25 protein-coding genes are annotated in these 20,542 nt (G+C 59.6%); 17 read left to right on the plus strand and 8 right to left on the minus strand.

Features of this window, described 5'->3' with window-relative positions:
• Positions 1-37: 37 nt before the first annotated feature.
• Positions 38-1,411, minus strand: a complete 1,374-nt coding sequence (gene ppnN / locus J2X66_RS20120; protein ID WP_310267506.1) for a nucleotide 5'-monophosphate nucleosidase PpnN — start codon at positions 1,409-1,411, stop codon at positions 38-40.
• Between the two features lie 216 nt (positions 1,412-1,627).
• Here ppnN and J2X66_RS20125 point away from each other — a divergent pair, with 216 nt between their 5' ends.
• Positions 1,628-2,155: a DUF3087 domain-containing protein gene (locus J2X66_RS20125; protein ID WP_310267508.1), complete on the plus strand. Its 528-nt coding sequence runs from the start codon at positions 1,628-1,630 to the stop codon at positions 2,153-2,155.
• A gap of 114 nt (positions 2,156-2,269) precedes the next feature.
• A complete protein-coding gene (locus J2X66_RS20130; RefSeq protein WP_310267511.1) occupies positions 2,270-3,847 on the plus strand; it encodes a sensor domain-containing diguanylate cyclase in 1,578 nt (525 codons plus the stop codon).
• A gap of 2 nt (positions 3,848-3,849) precedes the next feature.
• Here the strand turns inward: J2X66_RS20130 and J2X66_RS20135 are convergent, their stop codons facing one another.
• The 3 genes from J2X66_RS20135 to J2X66_RS20145 are packed head-to-tail and all read right to left on the minus strand — an operon-like array spanning position 3,850 to position 6,155.
• The gene (locus J2X66_RS20135; protein WP_310267513.1) at positions 3,850-4,767 is read right to left on the minus strand and encodes a LysR family transcriptional regulator; all 918 of its coding nucleotides are present in this window, start codon (positions 4,765-4,767) and stop codon (positions 3,850-3,852) included.
• A gap of 23 nt (positions 4,768-4,790) precedes the next feature.
• Positions 4,791-5,165 (minus strand): DUF2784 domain-containing protein, encoded by a 375-nt coding sequence (locus J2X66_RS20140; RefSeq protein ID WP_310267515.1) that lies wholly within the window; start codon positions 5,163-5,165, stop codon positions 4,791-4,793.
• A gap of 57 nt (positions 5,166-5,222) precedes the next feature.
• Positions 5,223-6,155 carry a sensor domain-containing diguanylate cyclase gene (locus J2X66_RS20145; RefSeq protein WP_310267517.1) on the minus strand — a complete coding sequence of 311 codons (933 nt, stop codon included), beginning with the start codon at positions 6,153-6,155 and terminating at the stop codon, positions 5,223-5,225.
• A 187-nt stretch (positions 6,156-6,342) separates the two neighbouring features.
• On the opposite strand from J2X66_RS20145, the gene J2X66_RS20150 reads away from it, so the two are divergent.
• The 3 genes from J2X66_RS20150 to J2X66_RS20160 are packed head-to-tail and all read left to right on the plus strand — an operon-like array spanning position 6,343 to position 7,567.
• Positions 6,343-7,044: an AzlC family ABC transporter permease gene (locus J2X66_RS20150; protein WP_310267520.1), complete on the plus strand. Its 702-nt coding sequence runs from the start codon at positions 6,343-6,345 to the stop codon at positions 7,042-7,044.
• Positions 7,044-7,355, plus strand: coding sequence for an AzlD domain-containing protein (locus J2X66_RS20155; protein ID WP_310268382.1), 312 nt, complete (start codon positions 7,044-7,046; stop codon positions 7,353-7,355). Before J2X66_RS20150 ends, J2X66_RS20155 begins: the two co-directional genes overlap by 1 nt.
• Positions 7,356-7,414: 59 nt before the next feature.
• Positions 7,415-7,567, plus strand: a complete 153-nt coding sequence (locus J2X66_RS20160; RefSeq protein WP_310267522.1) for a hypothetical protein — start codon at positions 7,415-7,417, stop codon at positions 7,565-7,567.
• Between the two features lie 193 nt (positions 7,568-7,760).
• Here J2X66_RS20160 and J2X66_RS20165 read toward each other — a convergent pair whose 3' ends face one another.
• Together J2X66_RS20165 and J2X66_RS20170 are read right to left on the minus strand one after the other, a co-directional pair.
• Positions 7,761-8,033, minus strand: coding sequence for a hypothetical protein (locus tag J2X66_RS20165; protein WP_310267523.1), 273 nt, complete (start codon positions 8,031-8,033; stop codon positions 7,761-7,763).
• A gap of 270 nt (positions 8,034-8,303) precedes the next feature.
• Positions 8,304-8,990, minus strand: a complete 687-nt coding sequence (locus tag J2X66_RS20170) for an SOS response-associated peptidase family protein (RefSeq protein ID WP_310267525.1) — start codon at positions 8,988-8,990, stop codon at positions 8,304-8,306.
• A 210-nt stretch (positions 8,991-9,200) separates the two neighbouring features.
• On the opposite strand from J2X66_RS20170, the gene J2X66_RS20175 reads away from it, so the two are divergent.
• Positions 9,201-10,100: a polysaccharide deacetylase family protein gene (locus J2X66_RS20175; protein ID WP_310267527.1), complete on the plus strand. Its 900-nt coding sequence runs from the start codon at positions 9,201-9,203 to the stop codon at positions 10,098-10,100.
• Between the two features lie 119 nt (positions 10,101-10,219).
• Positions 10,220-10,462 carry a DUF1652 domain-containing protein gene (locus tag J2X66_RS20180; protein ID WP_310267529.1) on the plus strand — a complete coding sequence of 81 codons (243 nt, stop codon included), beginning with the start codon at positions 10,220-10,222 and terminating at the stop codon, positions 10,460-10,462.
• A gap of 3 nt (positions 10,463-10,465) precedes the next feature.
• On the opposite strand, the gene J2X66_RS20185 is transcribed toward J2X66_RS20180, so the two are convergent.
• The gene (locus tag J2X66_RS20185) at positions 10,466-11,350 is read right to left on the minus strand and encodes a LysR family transcriptional regulator (RefSeq protein ID WP_310267531.1); all 885 of its coding nucleotides are present in this window, start codon (positions 11,348-11,350) and stop codon (positions 10,466-10,468) included.
• Positions 11,351-11,477: 127 nt separating this feature from the next.
• On the opposite strand from J2X66_RS20185, the gene J2X66_RS20190 reads away from it, so the two are divergent.
• From J2X66_RS20190 to J2X66_RS20230, 9 genes are all read left to right on the plus strand, one after another.
• On the plus strand, positions 11,478-12,626 hold the full coding sequence (locus J2X66_RS20190) for a muconate cycloisomerase family protein (protein ID WP_310267533.1): 1,149 nt from the start codon (positions 11,478-11,480) through the stop codon (positions 12,624-12,626).
• A gap of 9 nt (positions 12,627-12,635) precedes the next feature.
• Positions 12,636-12,926, plus strand: coding sequence for a muconolactone Delta-isomerase (gene catC, locus J2X66_RS20195; protein WP_310267535.1), 291 nt, complete (start codon positions 12,636-12,638; stop codon positions 12,924-12,926).
• A gap of 51 nt (positions 12,927-12,977) precedes the next feature.
• Complete coding sequence (gene catA / locus J2X66_RS20200; RefSeq protein WP_310267537.1) at positions 12,978-13,907, plus strand: catechol 1,2-dioxygenase; 930 nt, start codon at positions 12,978-12,980, stop codon at positions 13,905-13,907.
• A 194-nt stretch (positions 13,908-14,101) separates the two neighbouring features.
• Positions 14,102-15,055, plus strand: coding sequence for an AraC family transcriptional regulator (locus J2X66_RS20205; protein ID WP_310267538.1), 954 nt, complete (start codon positions 14,102-14,104; stop codon positions 15,053-15,055).
• Between the two features lie 245 nt (positions 15,056-15,300).
• Positions 15,301-16,665, plus strand: coding sequence for a benzoate 1,2-dioxygenase large subunit (benA, locus tag J2X66_RS20210; protein ID WP_194940209.1), 1,365 nt, complete (start codon positions 15,301-15,303; stop codon positions 16,663-16,665).
• Positions 16,662-17,150, plus strand: coding sequence for a benzoate 1,2-dioxygenase small subunit (gene benB / locus J2X66_RS20215; protein ID WP_310267541.1), 489 nt, complete (start codon positions 16,662-16,664; stop codon positions 17,148-17,150). The genes benA and benB overlap by 4 nt, the downstream gene beginning before the upstream one ends.
• 10 nt (positions 17,151-17,160) lie before the next feature.
• Complete coding sequence (gene benC / locus J2X66_RS20220) at positions 17,161-18,174, plus strand: benzoate 1,2-dioxygenase electron transfer component BenC (RefSeq protein WP_310267543.1); 1,014 nt, start codon at positions 17,161-17,163, stop codon at positions 18,172-18,174.
• Positions 18,175-18,242: 68 nt separating this feature from the next.
• Positions 18,243-19,016 (plus strand): 1,6-dihydroxycyclohexa-2,4-diene-1-carboxylate dehydrogenase, encoded by a 774-nt coding sequence (locus J2X66_RS20225; protein WP_310267545.1) that lies wholly within the window; start codon positions 18,243-18,245, stop codon positions 19,014-19,016.
• Between the two features lie 42 nt (positions 19,017-19,058).
• Positions 19,059-19,751, plus strand: coding sequence for an alpha/beta hydrolase (locus J2X66_RS20230; RefSeq protein WP_310267547.1), 693 nt, complete (start codon positions 19,059-19,061; stop codon positions 19,749-19,751).
• A 6-nt stretch (positions 19,752-19,757) separates the two neighbouring features.
• Here J2X66_RS20230 and J2X66_RS20235 read toward each other — a convergent pair whose 3' ends face one another.
• Positions 19,758-20,120 (minus strand): NUDIX hydrolase, encoded by a 363-nt coding sequence (locus J2X66_RS20235; RefSeq protein WP_027923629.1) that lies wholly within the window; start codon positions 20,118-20,120, stop codon positions 19,758-19,760.
• A gap of 210 nt (positions 20,121-20,330) precedes the next feature.
• Here J2X66_RS20235 and J2X66_RS20240 point away from each other — a divergent pair, with 210 nt between their 5' ends.
• On the plus strand, positions 20,331-20,528 hold the full coding sequence (locus tag J2X66_RS20240; protein ID WP_310267549.1) for a DUF2188 domain-containing protein: 198 nt from the start codon (positions 20,331-20,333) through the stop codon (positions 20,526-20,528).
• Positions 20,529-20,542: the final 14 nt, after the last annotated feature.

A 20,542-nucleotide genomic window follows, 5' to 3' on the forward strand; every position in this document is an offset into this window, starting at 1 on the left:
CTCCTACAGGGGTAAATAGTGTTACTCGGGTCGTGGGTTACGCCACGACCTGATAACACGGCACATACGCCGCGCCACCCGGCAGTTTCATCCGGTGCTGGGCGACGAACGCTTTGAGCAATTGATCCAGCGGATGCATGATCTCGGCATCGCCACGGATCTGATACGGCCCGTGCTGCTCAATCAGGCGAATGCCCTTGTCCTTGACGTTGCCGGCGACAATGCCGGAGAACGCACGACGCAGGTTGGCCGCCAGTTCGTGGGCTGGCAGTGTCCGGCTCAGCTTCAGGTTGGCCATGTTTTCGTGGGTCGGATCGAACGGGCGCTGAAAGCCTTCGTCGATCTTCAGCAACCAGTTGAAGTGGAACGCGTCATTGCGCTCGCGGCGGAACTGTTTCACCGCTTTGAGGCCCTGGGTCATCTGCCGTGCGACTTCCGCCGGATCATCGATGATGATCTCGTAATGCTTCTTCGCGGCGTCGCCCAGTGTGGCGCCGACGAACGCGTCCAGTTGTTCCAGATACGGTGCGGCATGCTTGGGCCCGGTGAGGACGACAGGGAAGGGCAGGCCGTCGTTGTCCGGGTGCATCAGGATGCCGAGCAGGTACAGGAACTCTTCAGCCGTGCCCGCACCACCCGGGAAAATGATGATGCCGTGGCCGACGCGCACGAACGCTTCCAGGCGTTTCTCGATGTCTGGCAGGATCACCAGCTCATTGACGATCGGGTTCGGCGCTTCGGCGGCGATGATCCCGGGTTCAGTCAACCCGAGGTAGCGACCGCCGTGGATACGCTGTTTGGCGTGGGCGATGGTCGCGCCTTTCATCGGGCCTTTCATCACGCCGGGGCCGCAACCGGTGCAGATGTCGAGGCTGCGCAGGCCCAGTTCGTGGCCGACTTTCTTGGTGTATTTGTATTCTTCGGTGTTGATCGAGTGACCGCCCCAGCAGACCACGATCTTCGGTTCGACGCCGGGACGCAGGGTGCGGGCGTTGCGCAGCAGGTGGAATACGTAGTCGCTGATGCCCTGGGAGGTGCTCAGGTCGATGCGCTGGCTATCGAGTTCGTTTTCGGTGTAGACGATGTCACGCAGGGCGCTGAACAGCATTTCACGGGTGCTGGCGATCATTTCGCCGTCGACGAAGGCGTCGGCCGGGGCGTTCAGCAGTTCCAGGCGTACGCCGCGGTCTTGCTGGTGGATGCGGATTTCAAAATCTTTGTAGGCTTCGAGGATCGTCTTGGCGTTATCGACATGGGCGCCGGTGTTGAGGATGGCCAGGGCGCACTGGCGGAAGATGTTGTAGGTGCTGCCGGAACCGGCTTCGCTCAGTTGTTGGACTTCGCGTTGGGAAAGGGTTTCCAGGCTGCCTTTAGGGCTGACCGAGGCGTTGATTACTTGTCGTTGGGTCATTCAGTGATCCTTAAAACGATGTCACTCGCCGAACCGCGCGAAGGGCATCCGAATAGTGTGTATCCATGGATGAAGATGGCACGAACTGCGCTATACCGCCATGTCCCCCGTTTGACGATGAAAAGATGAAAAGGAGCTCCAGCATAGCTAAATCCCTCGCAGAGGCGATAATGCCTGGCTTTCTTTTTGTCTCCGCTCCCAAGGAAACCTGTCGCGATGTTCGAAATCCAGCCGCAGAACGCTCAAGCCTATCGACAACAGACGCGCCGCAGTACGGTGATTATTGCCCTGATGTTCCTCGCGCTGGCGATGGTGCTGTCCACGGCTGCGGTGGCGGTGTTCGGTGAACCCGGCGGCGACAACCTGCGGTATAACGTCGGCGGTGTGTTTATTGCGGTGTTGCTGATGGTGGCGCTGATGCGCGGCAAGTTCTGGCACCAGCCATGGATGGCTGCGGCGGTCTACGGCTGGCAGCTCAAACGCAGCCTGATGAGCATCACCAACATCATGCATCAGGTCACCGCAGCGGTGGCGACCGGTGATCCAGTGGCCATGAAACTGCTGCGCTTCTATCACCTGGGCCTGCACCAGATGCACGAGCTGGACGCCAACTCCAGCGACCACAGTCAGCTGGTTCGCGAAATGGATCAGCACAAGGCGCGAATGGAGGAGCTGGGCATCGATACCGACCAGACCCGTCTGGATCCCGCCTGGCTTGAGGCGGTGAAACAGGCGTCGAAATAAGGTTTCCCGACACAAACTCGTCACGGCATCGGCAAATCACCTATCGTGTTTCTGATGCGAGATCTGAAGGGCGAACAGGAAAAATCGCCCTGTCATAACAAATCAGGGACCGTCATGGGGAATCCGTCCATCAAAGATCCGATTGAAAAACCGTGTCCCGCCACGCCTTGGGTGCCCGGCCAGATCGAGTCAAGGCTCAAGGTCCGCTATGCGGTGGTGCTGCTCGTCGCGGTGTGCCTGTCGATGACGGCGATTGTGTTTTGGGAAGCCTGGAACTCGCGCCAGTACCATCTGCAGGACAAAGAAGTGGCGATGTCCAACCTGGCGCAAACCCTGGCCTCCCAGGCGCAGGCGTCGATCAAACAGGCCGATACGCTGCTGTTTGCCTTGGTGGACCGCCTCGAAAACGAGGGTGTCGGACCGCAGCAACTGCCCCGGTTGCAACGATTGCTCCGCGCTGAACGTGATGAGCTGAAGCAACTGCATGGCTTGTTTGTCTACGACGAACAAGGGCGCTGGATCGCTAACTCCAATGGCGCAGAGGTGCCCAACGCCAACAATTCCGACCGTGAGTATTTCATCTTCCATCGTGACCATACCGACCGTGGCCCACATATCGGTCGTTCGATAAAAAGTCGCTCGAGCGGTGAATGGATCATGACCGTGTCGCGCCGGATCAATTATCCGGATGGCCGATTTGCCGGGGTGGCGCTGGCCACGATCTACCTCAGTCATTTCCTTGAGCTGTACGACAGCATCGACATGGGCCAGAACGGGGTAATCAACCTGATTGCCGATGACGCCAGCATTGTTGTGCGTCGGCCGTTCAAAGCGGCTGACATTGGCAGCAGCGTGGCCAAGGGGCCGCTGTTTACCCAACTGTTGCCTAAAGGCGATTCCGGCACGGCCACTGTCAGGTCCTTTGTGGACGGTGTGGAACGGGTGGTCGGGTTTTGGCGGGTCAGCGGTTATCCGCTGATCATCTTTACCGCGCTGGACAAGGAGGAGGTGCTGGCCAGTTGGCGCAGGGAGACGGCGCTGAGCGCGGGGATCGTGTTGTCGCTGCTGCTGTTTCTGGGCGCGCTCGGTTACCGCCTCATTCACTTCATGAAGCAGCAACATCACTTTCAGCGCGTGTTGCTCGATGGCCAGGAAAAACTCATCGAGGTCAATCGCAGCCTTGAGCTGCTGGCCCTGGAGGACGCGTTGACCGGGCTGTCCAACCGGCGTCAGTTTGACCTGTTTATCCTCGCGGAAATGGGCCGCGCCCGGCGCACCCACACCCACCTCGCGATGCTGATGATCGATGTCGATCACTTCAAGAGCTTCAACGATCGCTACGGTCATGTCGCTGGTGATGAGTGTTTGCGCCGGATCAGCTCGATCATCAAGGACAACATCAAGCGCCCCGGTGATCTTGCCGCCCGTTATGGCGGCGAAGAGTTCACGGTGGTGCTGCCCGGCACGGACTATGTCGGCGCGTTCCTGGTGGCCGAAAAAATCCGTCACGCGGTTCTGCTGGAGGACATTGAGCACCTCGACAGCGCAGAGGGCAAGGTGACCGTCAGTATCGGCGTCTGCGCCTACAACACGGCCTCGCAGGACCAGCCCGACGATGTGGTCAGCGCAGCGGACAAGGCCTTGTATGTGGCCAAGTCCAGCGGGCGCAACATGAGTGTGATTGCCAACTGAGTTCAGACAAACCGGTCGCTGCCCTGAACCAGTTTGGTGGACAGGTACGACTGCTTGAGTTTTTCCAGCCACCAGCCCAATGCCCGACCGTCATGATCGCCGCGCCAGCCGGCGTACAGGATGTTCGGTTCGCGTGGGTCGGCCATCTGTTTTTCCACCAGCGTGCCGTTTTTCAGTAGCGAGCCCACCCGGTGCCGGGGCAACCAACCCACGCCCAGGCCATCGCATTGCGCGAGGACTTTGGCACGCATGGTCGGCACCGCGAGCACCGGTTGGCCGCCCGACACGCCATAAGTACTGCCCTCGGTGACCCGCGACGAATCGGCCACGACTATCGCCCGGTGCTGCGCGACCATGGCCCGGGAAATCGGTTCTTTGGCCTTGGCCAGCGGGTGTTTCGGTGAAACCGCGAACACCCATTCCATTTCCCCCAACTGCATCCAGCGCAGGGTCGGGATCGCCGGTGGTTCGTTGGTGGCGCCGATGATCAAGTCCGCCCGACCTTCACGCAGGGCTTCCCAGACGCCTTTGAGCACCTCTTGAGTGATGCGCAGCGGCACGCCGGATTGCAGCGCATCGAACTCATGGATCACCGGAATCAAGGCCTCGAATTCGAGCAGTTCGTCGGTGACAATCCATAGCCGGCTTTCCCAGCCGTTGGCCACTTGCTGGACCCGCTGGGTCAGCCGGGACACGTCCTCCATCAGCCGCGCCGCCTCGTTCACCAGCAACTCGCCGGCCGGGGTGAGCTGCAAGCGGTAGCGGCGGCGGTCGAAGAGCAGGGCGTCGAAGCGCTCTTCCAGTTGCCGCGCGGCATAGGACACGGTCGACGGCGCTTTGCCCAGGTGCGCAGCAGCCCGAGACAGACTGCCGGTCTCGCGGATGGCCTGGAGCAATGACAGGTCTTCAATCGACAACATGGATTCAATCCTCGGCGTCTGTTTCAGGCAGCCCGGCGCACTTTCCAACGCCTGAACAACCGAAGATAGATCAGCACGTTAATCGCAAGCACCACGCTGCCCAGCGCCAATTGAATCGCGGGCGTCAGGCCAGCCGGATAAATCACCGGCCACACGTAATGTTCGATAAACCCGCCGCCGTAGCCGGTTTGCCCGGCGGCTTGGCGCATGAGGTTTTCCCACTGCGTCAGCGGGCAGGTCAGGTGCACGACTTCGACCATCACGCCCCACGCAGCGGCAGGCAGGTGCGCCCAGATCAACGACCGCCATTTGAGCACCAGCAGCCCGCCGAACAGCACGAACAGAATGAACAGCAGATGAAACAGCACCAGCCCGTCGGCGGCGATCCGGTAAAGCATGTCGACTCCCTGACCTGTAAGCGAATCGCTTCATGGTACTCGGACGTTTCCCGGTGTTCAGCGTAAATCTGCGAACTCGGCGCGCATCCGCCCGTTGTGCTTGGCGCGATAGAGCAACTTGTCGACCTGCTCGATGAAGTCGACAGCCGTCGCTTGCAGCGGCGCGACCGTGGTGCCGACGCCCAGGCTCACGCTCAACAGCGGCGATACCGGGGAAAATTCATGGGCAATCTGCTGCTGGCGAATCAAGTGCAGGCATTTACGCGCCACCAGCCGTGCGGACTCAGCATCGGTTTCCGGGAGCAGCCAGACGAACTCTTCGCCGCCGATCCGGGCGATGAAATCACGGGGTCGATTGGCCGCCAGCGACAACGTCTGGGCCACCTGGCGCAGGCATTCGTCACCTTTGATGTGTCCGTAGTGGTCGTTAAATTGCTTGAAGTAATCGATGTCGAGGATCAGCAACGACAGCGGCAGGCCGGTGCGCTGGGCGTGGGCCCATTCGCGTTCCATGACCGTGTCGAACATCCGTCGGTTGGCGATACCGGTGAGGCCGTCCTGGAACGAATATTCTTCGAGTTGCTTCTGCAGCCGGCTCAGGTGTTCTTCGGTTTTCTTGCGTTCGCTGATGTCGAACATGAATCCGACCAGCGCTTCGACTTCGCCGTCCTTGCGCACCACGTGCACCACGTCGCGAATCCACACGTAGTCGCCCTGTTGGGTCAGTGCCCGATAATCTGCCTCATGATCGACCCCGGCGCGCGATTGCGAGACGCAGAACTCCACCACGTAATCCCGATCGTCCGGGTGCATGCGCTCGACCCAGTCGTTGACCGTCACCCAACTGTCCTGTTTCCAGCCCAGCAACGCCTCGATCTGCGGGCCGATGTAGCTGAAGGTCATGGTTTTCCAGTCGATCCGCCAGGGAATCGCATTGGTTGATTCCAGCAGGGTTTTATAGACATCGCTATCGGGTTCGACTGAGCTCATGCAGGGCCTGGCCTCAAGGAAAATGTGCAGCGCCATCATGTTGCTACTATCGAGGCGAATCAAGCGCCCGGCCGATGAACGGAGTTCCTTCGCTGCACACGATCACGACGCAAGTGCGCAAGATTGTTCAAGCCATCCGCCGCGACGGCTGGCACAGTCTCGGGTCTTCCACCGGTTGTAGGGCGTTATGACGAATTCAATCATGCCGCGCAGTGCCTTTCTGCGTGGCGCCGCGGCGATCATGCCGCTGTCCCTGGCCACCGCGCCTTGGGGCTTGCTGGCCGGGTCCATGGCCATCGAGGCCAACCTCACGCCGCTGCAAGGGCAGGGTTTGTCGAGCATCGTGTTTGCCGGGGCCGCACAGTTGGTCGCCATCGGCATGCTCAAGGGCGGTGCCGGGGTCTTTTCGATTCTGCTGACCACCTTGCTGCTGACCTCGCAGCATCTGCTGTATGGCATGAGCATGCGTTCGGTGATTTCACCGTTGCCGGGGCGTTGGCGCGTGGGACTGGGCTTTTTGCTCACCGACGAGCTGTTTGCCCTGACCAGTCAGCACGACAAACAGCAATTCAATCGCTGGTACGCGCTGGGCGTCGGGCTGACGTTCTACATCGCCTGGAACCTGTTCACGCTGGCGGGCATTGTGCTGGGCAGCAGCATTCCGGGGCTGGAGCATCTGGGCCTGGACTTCTCAATCGCCGCCACCTTTATCGCCTTGATTACGCCGGTGGTGCGCAACGTGCCCACAGTAGTGTGCGTCGCGGTGTCGCTGTTCTGTTCGGTGTTGTTCAGCTACTGGCAATGGGGCTCGGCGCTTGTACTGTCAGGGTTGGCGGGCATGACCGCCGGTTTTATCTGCAACAAACTCTACCTGGGGCGAACAGCATGATGGTGTGGGCGGTGATTGTCGGAATGGGCGTGCTGGTGTTTCTCAACCGCTACGTGTTTCTCGAACCCCGGCTGCCGGTACGCTTGAGCAGCAATGCCCGGCAGTTTCTCGGCTTCGCCGTGCCGGGCATGTTGACCGCGATTTGCGGGCCGATCGTGTTCATGCCCGACAAGCAGTTGAACTTGCAGTGGGACAATCCGTACCTGATCAGTTCGCTGGTGGCGGTGGGGCTGGTGCTTTACACCCGCAACACCTTGCTCAGCATGCTCTTGAGCATGGGGTTTTTCTTTTTGCTGCGTGGGTGGCTCTGAGTCGAACGCTCGAATGTGTTCTACGCTTAATGGGTCCCTTCACAGGAAGAGAGGTGCACATGGCTAACGATCAAAAACATCCGGATTTTGAAGATGAGGATGAACCCACGGAGGAAGAGATCAAGCGGCAGGAACGTTCTCGGCAGGACTGGAAACATGACGACAGTCGGGAGCTGTCAGACCGCGACGAAGAGCGTCCGCTGAAGCCCTGACCGATTCACGGATACAAAAGAGCCCCGCGATCAAGCGGGGCTTTTCGTTGGGCGCAGGGGGGATCAGGTTGCCTCGTACCAGCGAACTCGTGTGTTGCCCAGTGGCAAGAAGAAGGCCAGCAGGCCTCTCTGCTGAGAATGCAACGGGGTGTGGTTCGATCAGTTCGTGTGCTGAACGGCCCAGGACATCATTTCAAAGGTCTTCCAATGACGGAAAATCTGGATGGGAAGCCCGATAGCCCAATTTATTGTCGATCCATGCATTCAACTCGTTGACCATCACGGGCGGGGTGCCGGCGTAGCTGGAGAGGGTCGAACGCAGGATGTCGTGGATATTGGGGATAGAACGCAGGTTTCGGGTCTTTATGTATTGCCCGATAAAGCAGTCAAGTTGATAGCGTTCTGTCATGGACAGGTACACACACTCCAGGCTGCTGACTTGATTAATTACAAGATCGTCGCGCAACTTAGTTCTCTGCAAGGCTTGTTGATTTATAAGAATTTCCTTGTTTGTTGACTCTTTAGTCAACTGGGCGATGCCACGGGAAATGCGGCGCGCATCCTAACTTTAGTGTTATGGAATGTATGTACGATAAATACATTGTCGGACAAGCGGTTGAGGGCCGATTTCAAATACACGCAGCATGTGTTTCTGATATGAAACAGTCTGTGTAACGTTCATGCGTGGAAGTTATTAAACGATAACAGTCCTGTCTATACATGACTGTTCAACTGGTCAGTCCTGAACAAGCTTGTCAATCAACGTGCACGCCTGGTTTCTGATGTTGCCGATCGCCTTGTCGACCCTGTACCACTCGAACATTTCACTGGGTTCCCCCTGCAGCAGCACCATCTGTTCGGCACGTTCTTTCGGCGTGGCCGGGTCTAGCCATTCGCGCGCCAGTTCCGGCGACAACACCACCGGCCGCCGGTCATGAATGTCGAGCATGCCACCGACGCTGTCTGCGGTGATGATGACAAAACCGTCGTCGCTGCGTGGTTCATTGCCAGCGCCCGGGAACTGGCCAATGGCGGCGCAGTAACTCGGTGCGCCGTCCTGTCGGCGAATCAGCCACGGCAGTCGCGTCGAATCACCCGCATCGACCCATTCGAACCAATTGTCGATCGGTACAATCGCGCGGTGTGGCCAGATCGCCCGAAAGAACGGACCGTGCGCGACTTTTTCAACCCGCGCGTTGATCGGTGCTGCGCGATCCTTGGCCCAGTGCGGGCGCCAACCCCAGCGCACCGGATCGGCGTGCAGCCCGTCCGGCTCAAGATGCAGCAGGGCGAGTTGAGTGGTCGGCGCCGCGTTATAGCGGGCCAAGGGCTCATCCCCGAGGTGATTGATCATCGCGTCGGGAATGCTCAACACGGCAACGAAATCGTGAATGCCACGGTACTGCGACAGACGTCCACACATCGGCTGAACCTGCGGTTGGAAAGCGCTGACGGGAATGTTCAGCTTAGCTTTCGGATCACCCGTGCGTGGGGTGGGCGGGTCGCGGAACCAAACACTGTGTACCCTGATCCAACCTCGGCCCGCGTAACTGACGGGGCGGCGATGGAAGAGCGGGCGAAGGATTTTTGCCATTCATAGTGTTGACCGTCATGGTCTGGCCCAAGGCAAAACATGAAACAGCTGTTCAAGGTTCTCTTTACACTCGCCATTGCCATCGGGCTGGCAGGTTGCATTTCGGCCCCCATCGAACTGACCCCGCAGACGGAACAACGTCTACAGGCCCAGGCACCGATTCGTTTTCTGCTGACTTTCGACGATGGCCCCAGCGCGTCGAGTTTCTGGAACCCTACCGCGACGGTGCTCGACAGCCTGAAGGACAACCCGCTGCAACCCGACATCAAAGCGGTGTTTTTCGTGCAGACCGGTGCGCCACGGGCCGGTGACAGTGACATCGGGCGCGAGCTGATGCATCGCGAGCATAAAGAAGGGCAGGTGCTGGGTTTTCACACCGCCACCCATTGGCACACCAATCACCGCTCGCTGAGTCCGGAAGAACTGGAGCAGTCGCTGAGCAAGGGCAGTGCCGACATCGCGGCGATTACCGGTGCGCCGCCGACCCTGGTTCGTCCGCCATTCTGGAACTACGACAAACGCGTCTTCACGGCGTATCAGCAGCACGGCATGCATGTGCTGCTGACTGATTTGAGCGCCAATGACGGCAAGATCTGGGGCTTCAACGCCAGCCCCCGGCGTCGCTCTCATATGCTGCGTTCAATGTCTGAAGTGCGTGAGCGCATCGCGCAGGGCGAGTTGCCGACCGTGGATGGGGTGATTCCGGTGGTGGTGACCTTCCACGACCTCAACCGCTACACGGCCCGGCATGCACGCGAATACCTGCAAATACTGATCGACAGCGCCAAGGCCACCGGCGTGCCATTGGCGCAAAAACCGTTTTACGACGATCACGACGCCGTGCTGCGTGCGGCCATGGCGCGTACCGTCAAGGACAGTTCCCAGCCAGTGGAGCTGCCAGGGTTCTGGAACTGGTTCTGGGACCGGAATTCCCATTAAAACCTCGCCAAGATGAGAGGCAGGTATCACTTTTGTTGAGCATTGGCTGAGGCAGAAGGCAAAAAGGCCATCTATTCTGAGCAGGTTAATTTCGACCAACCGCCACGGAGGCGATAGCGATGCTTCCCATTTCAGTCCTTTGCAGCATTGTGGAGTCTGGCTTCGAGCCACTTTCTTGCGATTGCACGGTGAGTGCCGACGGGTTACTTCGCATCAAAGTATTCGACCGCGCCACTGGGCGAATTGAATTGTTGATCAACGGCGTATCGCCCGCCGAGCTGACCACGGTCCGTGCGATCAGCGAACTGGTAGGCGAATTGCGCGTCGAGATGAGCGCCGGCCGCCGGGCGTTTGCCGGCTGACGGTCAGGCCCGGGGTTGCAGCTCTTCGATCATTTTCAAACAATGATTCAACCCCGGTGACACATCACCCACCCTCCGACTGAGAATAATCGGCGAGGTGGCGTTGTCTTCCAGCAGCGGGGTAAAGCCAATGTCGTCGCGGTGCAGCAATTGCACCGAGGCCGGCACCAGCGTGACGCCGATCCCGGCACCCACCAGACCAATGGCCGTTTGCAGTTCGTTGGTCCATTGCGCCACGTGAATGCTCACGCCATAGGACTCGAACAGTGCAATCACATGGTCGGCATAGCTCGGGCGCGGATTGCCGGGGTACAGCACAAACGGTTCCTTCGCCAATTCGCGCAGGCTGATCGGCCCGGCCAGCAGGGGATGCCCGGCGGGCAGGGCGGCGACCAGCCGATCTTCGGTCAGCACCGTTTGAATGATCGCCGGGTCGTCGATGCGTATTCGCCCGAAGCCGATATCGATCCGCCCGGCCTTGAGGGCCTGCACTTGTTGCAGCGTGGTCATTTCCGACAGCCCCAGTTCAAGCTCCAGAGGCTCGCCGCTGCGCAGACGGCGGATCAGTTCCGGCAGTACGCCGTACAGGGTCGAAGGCGCGAAGCCGATGCCCAGCCAGGTCTTTTCCCCCAGGCCGATCCGCCGCGTGCTGTCGCAAACCTTGTTCAGTTGTTCGAGCAGGGCGGTGCAATGTTCATGGAAAAACCGTCCTGCCTCGGTCAGTTTCAGCGGCCGGCCACGCTCCAGCAGCAACACGCCCAGTTCGTCTTCCAATTGCTGAATCTGCCGACTCAAGGGCGGTTGGGCGATGTGCAGCAGCTCGGCGGCGCGGGTGAAGTTGAGGGTTTGAGCCAACACCTGAAAATACCGCAGGTGACGCAGTTCCATGGGGCCTCCGAACGTCGGTCGTTTGCATACCTTAAAGGTATCAAGTCAGACCAATTCTATATTGGCATCGCAAAAAAAGCCGTACGAGAATCGGTTCCAGAACTTTAAGAACCTGATGGGTATCGACATGCGTGCAACAGCCATTGAATCGATCGAGACGATCATCGTCGATCTGCCGACCATCCGCCCGCACAAGCTGGCGATGCACACCATGCAGAATCAGACCCTGGTGATCATCCGTGTGCGCTGCGCCGATGGCATCGAAGGGATCGGTGAATCCACCACCATCGGTGGCCTGGCCTACGGCAATGAAAGCCCGGACAGCATCAAGACCAACATCGACAAACACTTTGCGCCGCTGCTGATCGGCCAGGACAGCGGCAATGTGAACGCCGCCATGCTGCGTCTGGAACGCAGCATCCGCGGTAATACCTTTGCCAAATCCGGAATCGAAACCGCGTTGCTCGACGCCCAGGGCAAGCGCCTCGGCCTGCCTGTCAGCGAGTTGCTCGGCGGGCGTGTTCGCGACGCCTTGCCGGTGGCCTGGACCCTGGCCAGCGGCGACACCGACAAAGACATCGCCGAAGCGGAAAAAATGCTCGACCAGCGTCGTCATCGGATCTTCAAACTGAAAATCGGCGCCGGTGAAGTCAATCGCGATCTGGCCCATGTCATCGCGATCAAAAAAGCCCTGGGTGACCGCGCCAGTGTGCGGGTCGACGTCAATCAGGCCTGGGACGAAGCGGTCGCGTTGCGCGCTTGTCGGATCCTCGGCACCAACGGCATCGACCTGATCGAACAGCCGATCTCGCGCAACAACCGCGCCGGCATGGCGCGCCTGAATGCGATGAGCCCGGCGCCGATCATGGCTGACGAATCCATCGAATGCGTGGAAGACGCCTTCAATCTGGCACGAGAAGGCGCTGCGTCAGTGTTTGCCTTGAAGATCGCCAAGAACGGTGGCCCGCGCGCCGTGTTGCGCACTGCCGCGATTGCCGAAGCCGCTGGCATCGCCCTGTACGGCGGCACCATGCTCGAAGGCGGGCTCGGCACGATCGCTTCGGCCCATGCCTTTATCACCCTGAACAAACTGGCCTGGGACACTGAACTGTTTGGCCCTTTGCTGCTGACCGAAGACATTCTCAGCGAGCCGCTGGCGTATCGCGATTTTGAACTGCATGTTCCGCAAACACCGGGCCTGGGCCTGAGCCTCGATGAAGAACGCCTGGCGTTTTTCCGTCGTGACAAAACATCCACTTCCGTTCATCAAGCCTGAGGAGAGATCATGCTATTCCACGTCAAAATGACCGTGAATCTACCGGTCGACATGAACCCCGAAGCCGCCGCCAAGCTGAAGGCCGACGAGAAAGCCCTGGCCCAGCGCCTGCAAGAGCAGGGCACGTGGCGCCACCTGTGGCGCATCGCCGGGCACTATGCCAACTACAGCGTTTTCGATGTCGACAGCGTCCAGCAATTGCACGACCTGCTGATGCAACTTCCGCTGTTTCCCTACATGGCGATCGAGATCGACGCGATGTGCCGGCATCCGTCTTCCATCCGCGAGGATGACCGCTGAACCCAGCCTGTTCAGTTCGCTACGCTAATAATTACAAGATGAGGATCCACCATGAACGTCAAGATTTCCCACACTGCCAGCGCACAGAAGTTTCTTGAGGACGCCAGCGGCCTGCTCAATGACGCCGGCAACCCACGCGTCAAAGCCCTGATCTATCGGATTCTGCGCGACTCGGTAAACATTATCGAAGACCTGGCGGTGACCCCGGAAGAGTTCTGGAAAGCCGTCAACTACCTCAACGTGCTGGGCGCGCGTCAGGAAGCCGGGTTGCTGGTGGCCGGGTTGGGTCTGGAACATTACCTCGACCTGCTGATGGACGCTGAAGACGAGCAGGCCGGAAAATCCGGCGGCACGCCACGGACCATCGAAGGCCCGCTCTACGTAGCCGGCGCGCCGCTGTCCGAAGGCGAAGCGCGACTCGATGATGGCCTCGATCCGGGTGTGACGCTGTTCATGCAAGGGCGCGTGCTCAACACCGCTGGCGAACCTCTGGCTGGCGCCGTGGTGGACGTTTGGCACGCCAACACCGGTGGCACTTATTCGTACTTCGATACCACGCAATCGGAGTTCAACCTGCGCCGCCGCATCGTCACCGATGCCGAAGGTCGCTACCGCTTCCGCAGCATCGTGCCGTCGGGTTACGGCTGCCCGCCGGACGGTCCGACCCAGCAACTGCTCGATGAACTGGGCCGTCACGGCCAGCGTCCGGCGCACGTGCATTTCTTCATCTCGGCACCGGATCATCGTCACCTGACCACCCAGATCAACCTCGATGGTGATCAGTACCTGCATGACGATTTCGCCTACGCCACCCGTGACGAGTTGATCGCTCACATCAGCTTCAGCGACGATCAACAACGCGCGGCGGCGCATGGTGTGAGCGGGCGGTTTGCTGAAATTGAATTTGATTTCACGCTACAGTCGACCGCCCAGCCCGAAGAGCAACAACGCCACGAACGGGTTCGCGCGCTGGAAGATTGATAGCGCCGTACTCCAACCCTGTGGGAGCCGAGCTTGCTCGCGATAGCGGTTTAACATTCAGCATCTATGTTGATTGGCACTCCGTCATCGCGAGCAAGCTCGGCTCCCACAGGGGTTTGCGTATTTGGCAATCGTTATACGCACTGTTCTAGAATGAAACTGACACCGCCAATAACAACAACGAGAGTGACCCGATGATGCACGCGCAACTGTTGAGTCAGCGCAGCAGAATATTCGACCATGCCGACCCTTATGCGGTGTCGGGTTACGTCAATCAGCATGTCGGCAACCATTGCATCCTCATGCCCAATGTCGGACGACCATTGGCCAGCCTCGATCACCGCAAATTCGCCAGTCTGGACCTGTGTCGCATCAGCTACGGCGCCAGCGTGCGGGTGACCTCCGGCGCACTCGACAGCATCTATCACCTGCAAGTGCTGCTGCGGGGCAACTGTCTGTCGCGCGCACGGGGCCAGGAACATTACTTTGCCCCCGGTGAGTTGCTGCTGATCAACCCCGATGAACCGGTTGACCTGACCTATTCCGACGATTGCGAAAAATTCATCCTCAAGGTTCCGACTCGGTTGTTTGAATCGGTGTGCGATGAACAGCGCTGGCGGTATCCGGGGCAGGGCGTGCGGTTTCTGGAGAGCCGTTATCAACTCGATGAACTGGAGGGTTTCGTCAGCTTGCTCGCGATGATTTGCCAGGAAGCCGAGGCCACCGAGCAGATCCCGCGTGTGCAGGAGCACTATGCGCAGATCATCGTCAGCAAAATGCTCAGCCTGATGAAAACCAACGTCATTCGCACAAGCCTGGGTTCGCCCGCTTTCGAGGTGATTGCCGACTACATCGCACGCAACCTCAAGCACGACATCGACAGTGAGGAACTGGCACGCCAGGCGCGAATGAGCCTGCGTTCGCTGTACGGGTTGTTCGAGCGCAATGCGGGAACGTCGCCACAAAACTACATCCGGCAGAAAAAACTGGAGCGCATCAACCTGTGCCTCAGCGACCCGACGTGCAACGTGCGCAACGTCACGGAAGTGGCCATGGATTATGGCTTCCTGCACCTGGGACGGTTCTCCGACAGCTACCGCAAACAGTTCGGCGAACTGCCCTCCGACACCCTCAAACGCCGCCATTGACCTCGCAAACGCCGCCTCACTGTTGATCGTTCCCACGCTCCCGCGTGGGAACGCCTCAACGGACGCTCCGCGTCCGCTTTTGGGAGGCAGAGCGTCCCGGGCTGCATGCCCACGTAGAGCGTGGGAACGATCATAGTATTTCTTCTGCAGTAAACGGATAAACGTCTGCACCCAGCGGATAGTCCGCCTCATCCCCCCCGTCCTAGCATGGCCCTGCCTGAATAAAAACAATGGAGGCGGCGGCCATGTCCCTGCGACCCGAATACCTTCACTCCCTGCTTGAAGATGACAAAGAAACCGGCATCTATCGCTGCAAGCGCGAGATGTTCACCGATCCACGGTTGTTCGATCTGGAGATGCAACACATCTTCGAAGGCAACTGGCTGTACCTGGCCCACGAAAGCCAGATCCCCAACGTCAACGATTTCTACACCACCACCATGGGGCGCCAGTCGATCTTCATCGCGCGCAACAAGGACGGTGTGCTCAACGCCTTTATCAACGCCTGCAGTCATCGCGGCGCGACGCTGTGCCGGCACAAGACCGGCAACAAAAGCTCCTACACTTGCCCGTTCCACGGCTGGACCTTCAACAACTCCGGCAAGCTGCTCAAGGTCAAGGATCCGGCCGCGGCCGGTTACCCGGCGAGCTTCAACTGCGAAGGCTCCCATGACCTGACCAAAGTCGCTCGCTTCGAGTCCTATCGCGGCTTCCTGTTCGGCAGCCTCAAGGCCGATGTGGTGCCTTTGGTTGAGCACCTTGGCGAGTCGGCCAAAATCATCGACATGATCGTCGACCAGTCCGCCGATGGCCTGGAAGTGCTGCGCGGGTCTTCGAGCTACATCTACGAAGGCAACTGGAAACTCACCGCCGAAAACGGCGCCGACGGTTACCACGTCAGCTCGGTGCACTGGAACTACGCCGCCACCCAGAACCAGCGCAAACAACGCGATGCCGGCGACAGCAACCCGACCATGAGCGCCGGCACCTGGGCCAAGCAGGGTGGTGGTTTTTATTCTTTCGACAAAGGCCACATGTTGCTCTGGACGCGTTGGTCCAACCCCGAAGATCGCCCGCTGTACGAGCGGCGCGACGAATTGGCCCGGGATTTCGGCAAGGCTCGCGCCGACTGGATGATCGAGAACTCGCGCAACTTGTGCCTGTACCCGAACGTGTACCTGATGGACCAGTTCAGCTCGCAAATCCGCATCGCCCGGCCGATCTCGGTTAACCGCACGGAAATCACCATTTACTGCATCGCCCCCAAAGGTGAAAGCGACCACGCCCGTTCCAGCCGGATTCGCCAGTACGAGGATTTCTTCAACGTCAGCGGCATGGCCACCCCGGACGATCTGGAAGAGTTTCGTTCGTGCCAGACCAGCTATCAGGGCAGCGTCACCACCTGGAACGACATGTCCCGGGGCGCCGAGCACTGGATCGAAGGCGCTGACGAGGCGGCCAAGGAAATCGACTTGCACCCGCTGCTCAGCGGCGTGCGCACCGAGGACGAAGGCCTGTTCGTGCTGCAACACAAATACTGGCAGCAGACGATGCTCAAGGCGCTGGCCGCCGAGCAGTCCGAATTGATTGCCGTGGAGGCCGTGCAATGACCATCACCTATGACGCCGTGCGTGATTTTCTTTACCGCGAAGCACGCTACCTCGACGACAAGCAGTGGGACGACTGGCTGGAGCTGTACGCCGCCGATGCGTCCTTCTGGATGCCGTCCTGGGATGACAATGACGAATTGACCGAAGACCCGCAGCGGGAAATCTCGCTGATCTGGTACGGCAACCGTACGGGGCTGGAAGACCGCATCTTCCGTATCAAGACCGAGCGTTCCAGCGCGAGCATTCCGGACACCCGCACCTCACACAACCTCAGCAACATCGAGCTGCTCGAACAGGCGGACGATCTGTGCAAGGTGCGCTTTAACTGGCACACCCTGAGCTTTCGCTACAAAACCGTCGACAGCTATTTCGGCAGCAGTTTCTACACCCTTGATGTGCGCGGTGAAAACCCGCTGATCAAGGCCAAGAAAGTGATCCTGAAGAACGATTACGTTCGCCAGGTCATCGATGTCTACCACTTGTGAGGCGGCTGTCATGACGCATTCCATTGCATTCAATTTTGAAGACGGCGTCACCCGGTTCATCGACGCCAATGCCGGTGAAACTGTGGCCGATGCGGCTTATCGCCAGGGTATCAACATCCCGCTGGACTGCCGTGACGGCGCGTGCGGCACCTGCAAATGCTTCGCCGAGGCCGGTCGTTATGACCTGGGCGAGGAGTACATCGAAGACGCTCTCAGCGCGGAAGAAGCCGAGCAGGGGTTTGTCCTGACTTGCCAGATGCGCGCCCAGAGCGATTGCGTGGTGCGGGTGCCGGCGTCCTCGCAGGTTTGCCGCACGCGGCAGGTGAGTTACGACGCGACGATCAGCGCGGTGCGGCAGTTGTCCGACAGCACCATCGCGCTGTCGATCAAGGGTGAAGCGTTGAGCACGCTGGCGTTTCTGCCGGGGCAATATGTGAACCTCGGGGTTCCGGGCAGCGAGCAGACCCGCGCCTATTCGTTCAGTTCGTTGCAGCGCGACGGCGAAGTCAGTTTCCTGATCCGCAACGTGCCCGGCGGCTTGATGAGCAGCTTTTTGACGGGCATGGCGAAGGCGGGCGACAGCATGAACCTGGCCGGGCCGCTGGGCAGCTTCTATCTGCGTGATATTCGTCGTCCGTTGTTGCTGCTGGCCGGAGGCACGGGGCTGGCGCCGTTCACCGCGATGCTGGAAAAAATCGCCGAGCAGGGCAGCGAACATCCGCTGCATTTGATCTACGGCGTGACCAACGACTTCGACCTGGTGGAACTCGATCGCCTCGAAACCTTCGCCGCACGCATCCCGAACTTCAGCTTCAGCGCCTGTGTGGCCAACCCCGACAGCCAGCATCCACTCAAGGGCTACGTGACCCAGCACATCGAGCCTCGGCATTTGAACGAGGGTGACGTTGACGTCTACCTGTGCGGCCCGCCGCCGATGGTCGAGGCGGTCAGCCAGTTCATTCGCGAGCAAGGCGTCCAGCCTGCGAATTTCTACTACGAAAAATTCGCCGCCAGCGCGGCTTGAGCACACGCGATCCCTGCAGGAGCGACCCTGCTCGCTCCTGCAGGTCGGTGTTTTTTCACGAGGTGGGTATGAACAGATTTCACGAAAAAGTGGCGCTGATTACCGGGGCTGCGCAAGGCATCGGGCGGCGGGTGGCTGAGCGCATGGCCGCTGAGGGGGCGCGGTTGATTCTGGTCGACCGTTGCGAGCATGTGTTTGAGGTGCAGCAGCAGTTGGGCCAACGTAATCAGGTGCTGGCCCTGACCGCCGACCTTGAGCAATACAGCGAATGCAGTCGCGTGATGCGAACTGCCATTGAGCGTTTCGGACGGCTTGACGTGTTGGTCAACAACGTCGGCGGCACAATCTGGACCAAGCCGTTCGAGCATTATGCCGAGGAGCAGATCGAAGCCGAAGTCCGCCGCTCGTTGTTCCCGACGTTGTGGTGCTGTCATGCGGCGCTACCGTTCATGCTGGAGCAGGGCAGTGGCGCCATCGTCAACGTCTCGTCTATCGCCACGCGCAGTATCAATCGCGTGCCGTATGGCGCGGCGAAGGGTGGTGTGAACGCACTGACCGCTTGTCTGGCCTTTGAAACCGCCGGTCGCGGGGTGCGGGTCAATGCAACCGCGCCCGGTGGCACCGAAGCGCCGCCCCGGGTCATTGCGCGCAACACCGCTGAGCAAAGTCCTGAGGAAAAGGTCTGGTATCAGCAGATCGTCGACCAGACGCTCGACAGCAGCTTGATGAAGCGCTACGGCACGCTGGATGAGCAGGCAGGCGCTATCCTGTTTCTGGCCAGCGACGAAGCGTCCTACATCACCGGCATGATCATGCCGGTCGGCGGCGGCGACCAGGGCTGACGCTCTCTGAAAACAACCCACACCTACACAGGAGTCATCGTGATGAGCGACACACCCACCATTGTGCTGGTCCACGGTTTTTGGGGCGGCGCGGCCCACTGGAACAGAGTCATCGCCGAACTGCTGAACAAGGGTTACACGAAAATCCGCGCCGTCGAAATGCCGCTGACTTCCCTCGCTGACGATGCCGAGCGCACCCGAAAAATGATCGCTCAGGTACCGGGGCCGGTGTTGCTGGTTGGTCATTCCTACGGCGGCGCCGTGATCACTGAGGCGGGCGATCAGCCGAATGTGGTGGGGCTGGTGTACATCGCCGCCTTCGCCCCGGACGCCGGAGAAAGTCCCGGCGGCATCACCCAACAGCATCCACCGGCAGCGGCGGCGAACCTGGCCCCCGACAGCGATGGATACTTGTGGGTCAAACCCGAACTGTATCACGAGAGTTTTTGCCAGGATTTACCGGCTGCCGAGGGCCTGGTGATGGGGATCATCCAGAAAGCACCGCGGGCTAGCACGTTCGGCGACACCATCGGCACGGTGGCCTGGAAGACCAAACCAGCGTGGTATCAGGTCTCCAGCGAGGACCGGATGATCGCGCCGCAGAATCAGCAATGGATGGCCGGACGGCTGAGTGCCAGGGAAATCCTGACGTTGAAGGCCAGTCATGCGTCGCTGGCGTCGATGCCGGTTGAGGTGGCCGCCTTCATCGCCAAGGCCGCGACAGCTCTGGCCTGAACACGCTTACAAGCGGCGCCGAAACGCCTTGACGATCTGGCGCGTGGCGTCGCTGGTGCTCAGGTTGTCGACCGTTTCCAGCGGGTGCCAGATGCAGTCGATGATTTCGTTTTGCGGCCGGGCCTGCTCAAGGTTCGGCACCGACGCTTCGTAGACATGGTGGCGCGTGCCACCCGATTCCAGCTCCATGAGGTACAGCAGGTTGTCGGCGCCCAGGCCGGTTTCTTCTTGAAGCTCACGCAACGCGGCGCCCGCCGTGGTTTCACCGGGTTCGACTTTTCCGCCGGGCAAGCTCCAGCGACACCTGGTTTTGCGCACCAGGAGAACATGTCGGTCCAGTTCGCAAATGACCGTTGCACGTACTTTCATCGGTTACCTAACAATCGCGTGTCATAAAAACGAAATAAAAATGCAACATTCGGGCCGTGATCTCTATTTCAGGTGTTAGAGCGATGTTCCCAGCGAAAAGTGCAATTGAACGCTGGATTACTGACGCGACGTCTGGTCGGCACTTGGGCAAAGGTCGGGTGTAAGGTATTGCAGGCAATCGTCGGTTCCACTACCGAACAGGAGGTGACCATGAGTGTTCCGATGCTGAATAAAATGCACATGAACGGTTACGACGTACTCAGCGTAAACAATGGCCCCTGGCGGGTTTGCACCCAAGGTGACCGGTTGGGGTCATTCAGCAGCAGAGAGGAAGCGCTGGCCTTTGCTGCATCGCTTCCCGCCTATAGAGCGAGGACGGTTCGCCCGTTAGCTCAGAAGTCCGAATGACGACAGCCTTGAAG

It is taken from the genome of Pseudomonas sp. 3296, from assembly GCF_031456615.1.
Lineage (GTDB): Bacteria > Pseudomonadota > Gammaproteobacteria > Pseudomonadales > Pseudomonadaceae > Aquipseudomonas > Aquipseudomonas mucoides.

Coding starts and splice junctions, on each gene's coding strand:
- benB (WP_310267541.1), top strand. CDS start 16,662: ATGACCATCACCTATGACGCCGTGCGTGATTTTCTTTACCGCGAAGCA.
- J2X66_RS20140 (WP_310267515.1), bottom strand. CDS start 5,165: ATGCTTTACCGGATCGCCGCCGACGGGCTGGTGCTGTTTCATCTGCTG.
- J2X66_RS20130 (WP_310267511.1), top strand. CDS start 2,270: ATGGGGAATCCGTCCATCAAAGATCCGATTGAAAAACCGTGTCCCGCC.
- J2X66_RS20125 (WP_310267508.1), top strand. CDS start 1,628: ATGTTCGAAATCCAGCCGCAGAACGCTCAAGCCTATCGACAACAGACG.
- benA (WP_194940209.1), top strand. CDS start 15,301: ATGTCCCTGCGACCCGAATACCTTCACTCCCTGCTTGAAGATGACAAA.
- catA (WP_310267537.1), top strand. CDS start 12,978: ATGAACGTCAAGATTTCCCACACTGCCAGCGCACAGAAGTTTCTTGAG.
- J2X66_RS20180 (WP_310267529.1), top strand. CDS start 10,220: ATGCTTCCCATTTCAGTCCTTTGCAGCATTGTGGAGTCTGGCTTCGAG.
- J2X66_RS20240 (WP_310267549.1), top strand. CDS start 20,331: ATGAGTGTTCCGATGCTGAATAAAATGCACATGAACGGTTACGACGTA.
- J2X66_RS20185 (WP_310267531.1), bottom strand. CDS start 11,350: ATGGAACTGCGTCACCTGCGGTATTTTCAGGTGTTGGCTCAAACCCTC.
- J2X66_RS20205 (WP_310267538.1), top strand. CDS start 14,102: ATGATGCACGCGCAACTGTTGAGTCAGCGCAGCAGAATATTCGACCAT.
- J2X66_RS20160 (WP_310267522.1), top strand. CDS start 7,415: ATGGCTAACGATCAAAAACATCCGGATTTTGAAGATGAGGATGAACCC.
- J2X66_RS20170 (WP_310267525.1), bottom strand. CDS start 8,990: ATGTGTGGACGTCTGTCGCAGTACCGTGGCATTCACGATTTCGTTGCC.
- J2X66_RS20145 (WP_310267517.1), bottom strand. CDS start 6,155: ATGAGCTCAGTCGAACCCGATAGCGATGTCTATAAAACCCTGCTGGAA.
- J2X66_RS20225 (WP_310267545.1), top strand. CDS start 18,243: ATGAACAGATTTCACGAAAAAGTGGCGCTGATTACCGGGGCTGCGCAA.
- J2X66_RS20175 (WP_310267527.1), top strand. CDS start 9,201: ATGAAACAGCTGTTCAAGGTTCTCTTTACACTCGCCATTGCCATCGGG.
- J2X66_RS20155 (WP_310268382.1), top strand. CDS start 7,044: ATGGTGTGGGCGGTGATTGTCGGAATGGGCGTGCTGGTGTTTCTCAAC.
- benC (WP_310267543.1), top strand. CDS start 17,161: ATGACGCATTCCATTGCATTCAATTTTGAAGACGGCGTCACCCGGTTC.
- J2X66_RS20135 (WP_310267513.1), bottom strand. CDS start 4,767: ATGTTGTCGATTGAAGACCTGTCATTGCTCCAGGCCATCCGCGAGACC.
- J2X66_RS20235 (WP_027923629.1), bottom strand. CDS start 20,120: ATGAAAGTACGTGCAACGGTCATTTGCGAACTGGACCGACATGTTCTC.
- catC (WP_310267535.1), top strand. CDS start 12,636: ATGCTATTCCACGTCAAAATGACCGTGAATCTACCGGTCGACATGAAC.
- J2X66_RS20230 (WP_310267547.1), top strand. CDS start 19,059: ATGAGCGACACACCCACCATTGTGCTGGTCCACGGTTTTTGGGGCGGC.
- ppnN (WP_310267506.1), bottom strand. CDS start 1,411: ATGACCCAACGACAAGTAATCAACGCCTCGGTCAGCCCTAAAGGCAGC.
- J2X66_RS20190 (WP_310267533.1), top strand. CDS start 11,478: ATGCGTGCAACAGCCATTGAATCGATCGAGACGATCATCGTCGATCTG.
- J2X66_RS20150 (WP_310267520.1), top strand. CDS start 6,343: ATGACGAATTCAATCATGCCGCGCAGTGCCTTTCTGCGTGGCGCCGCG.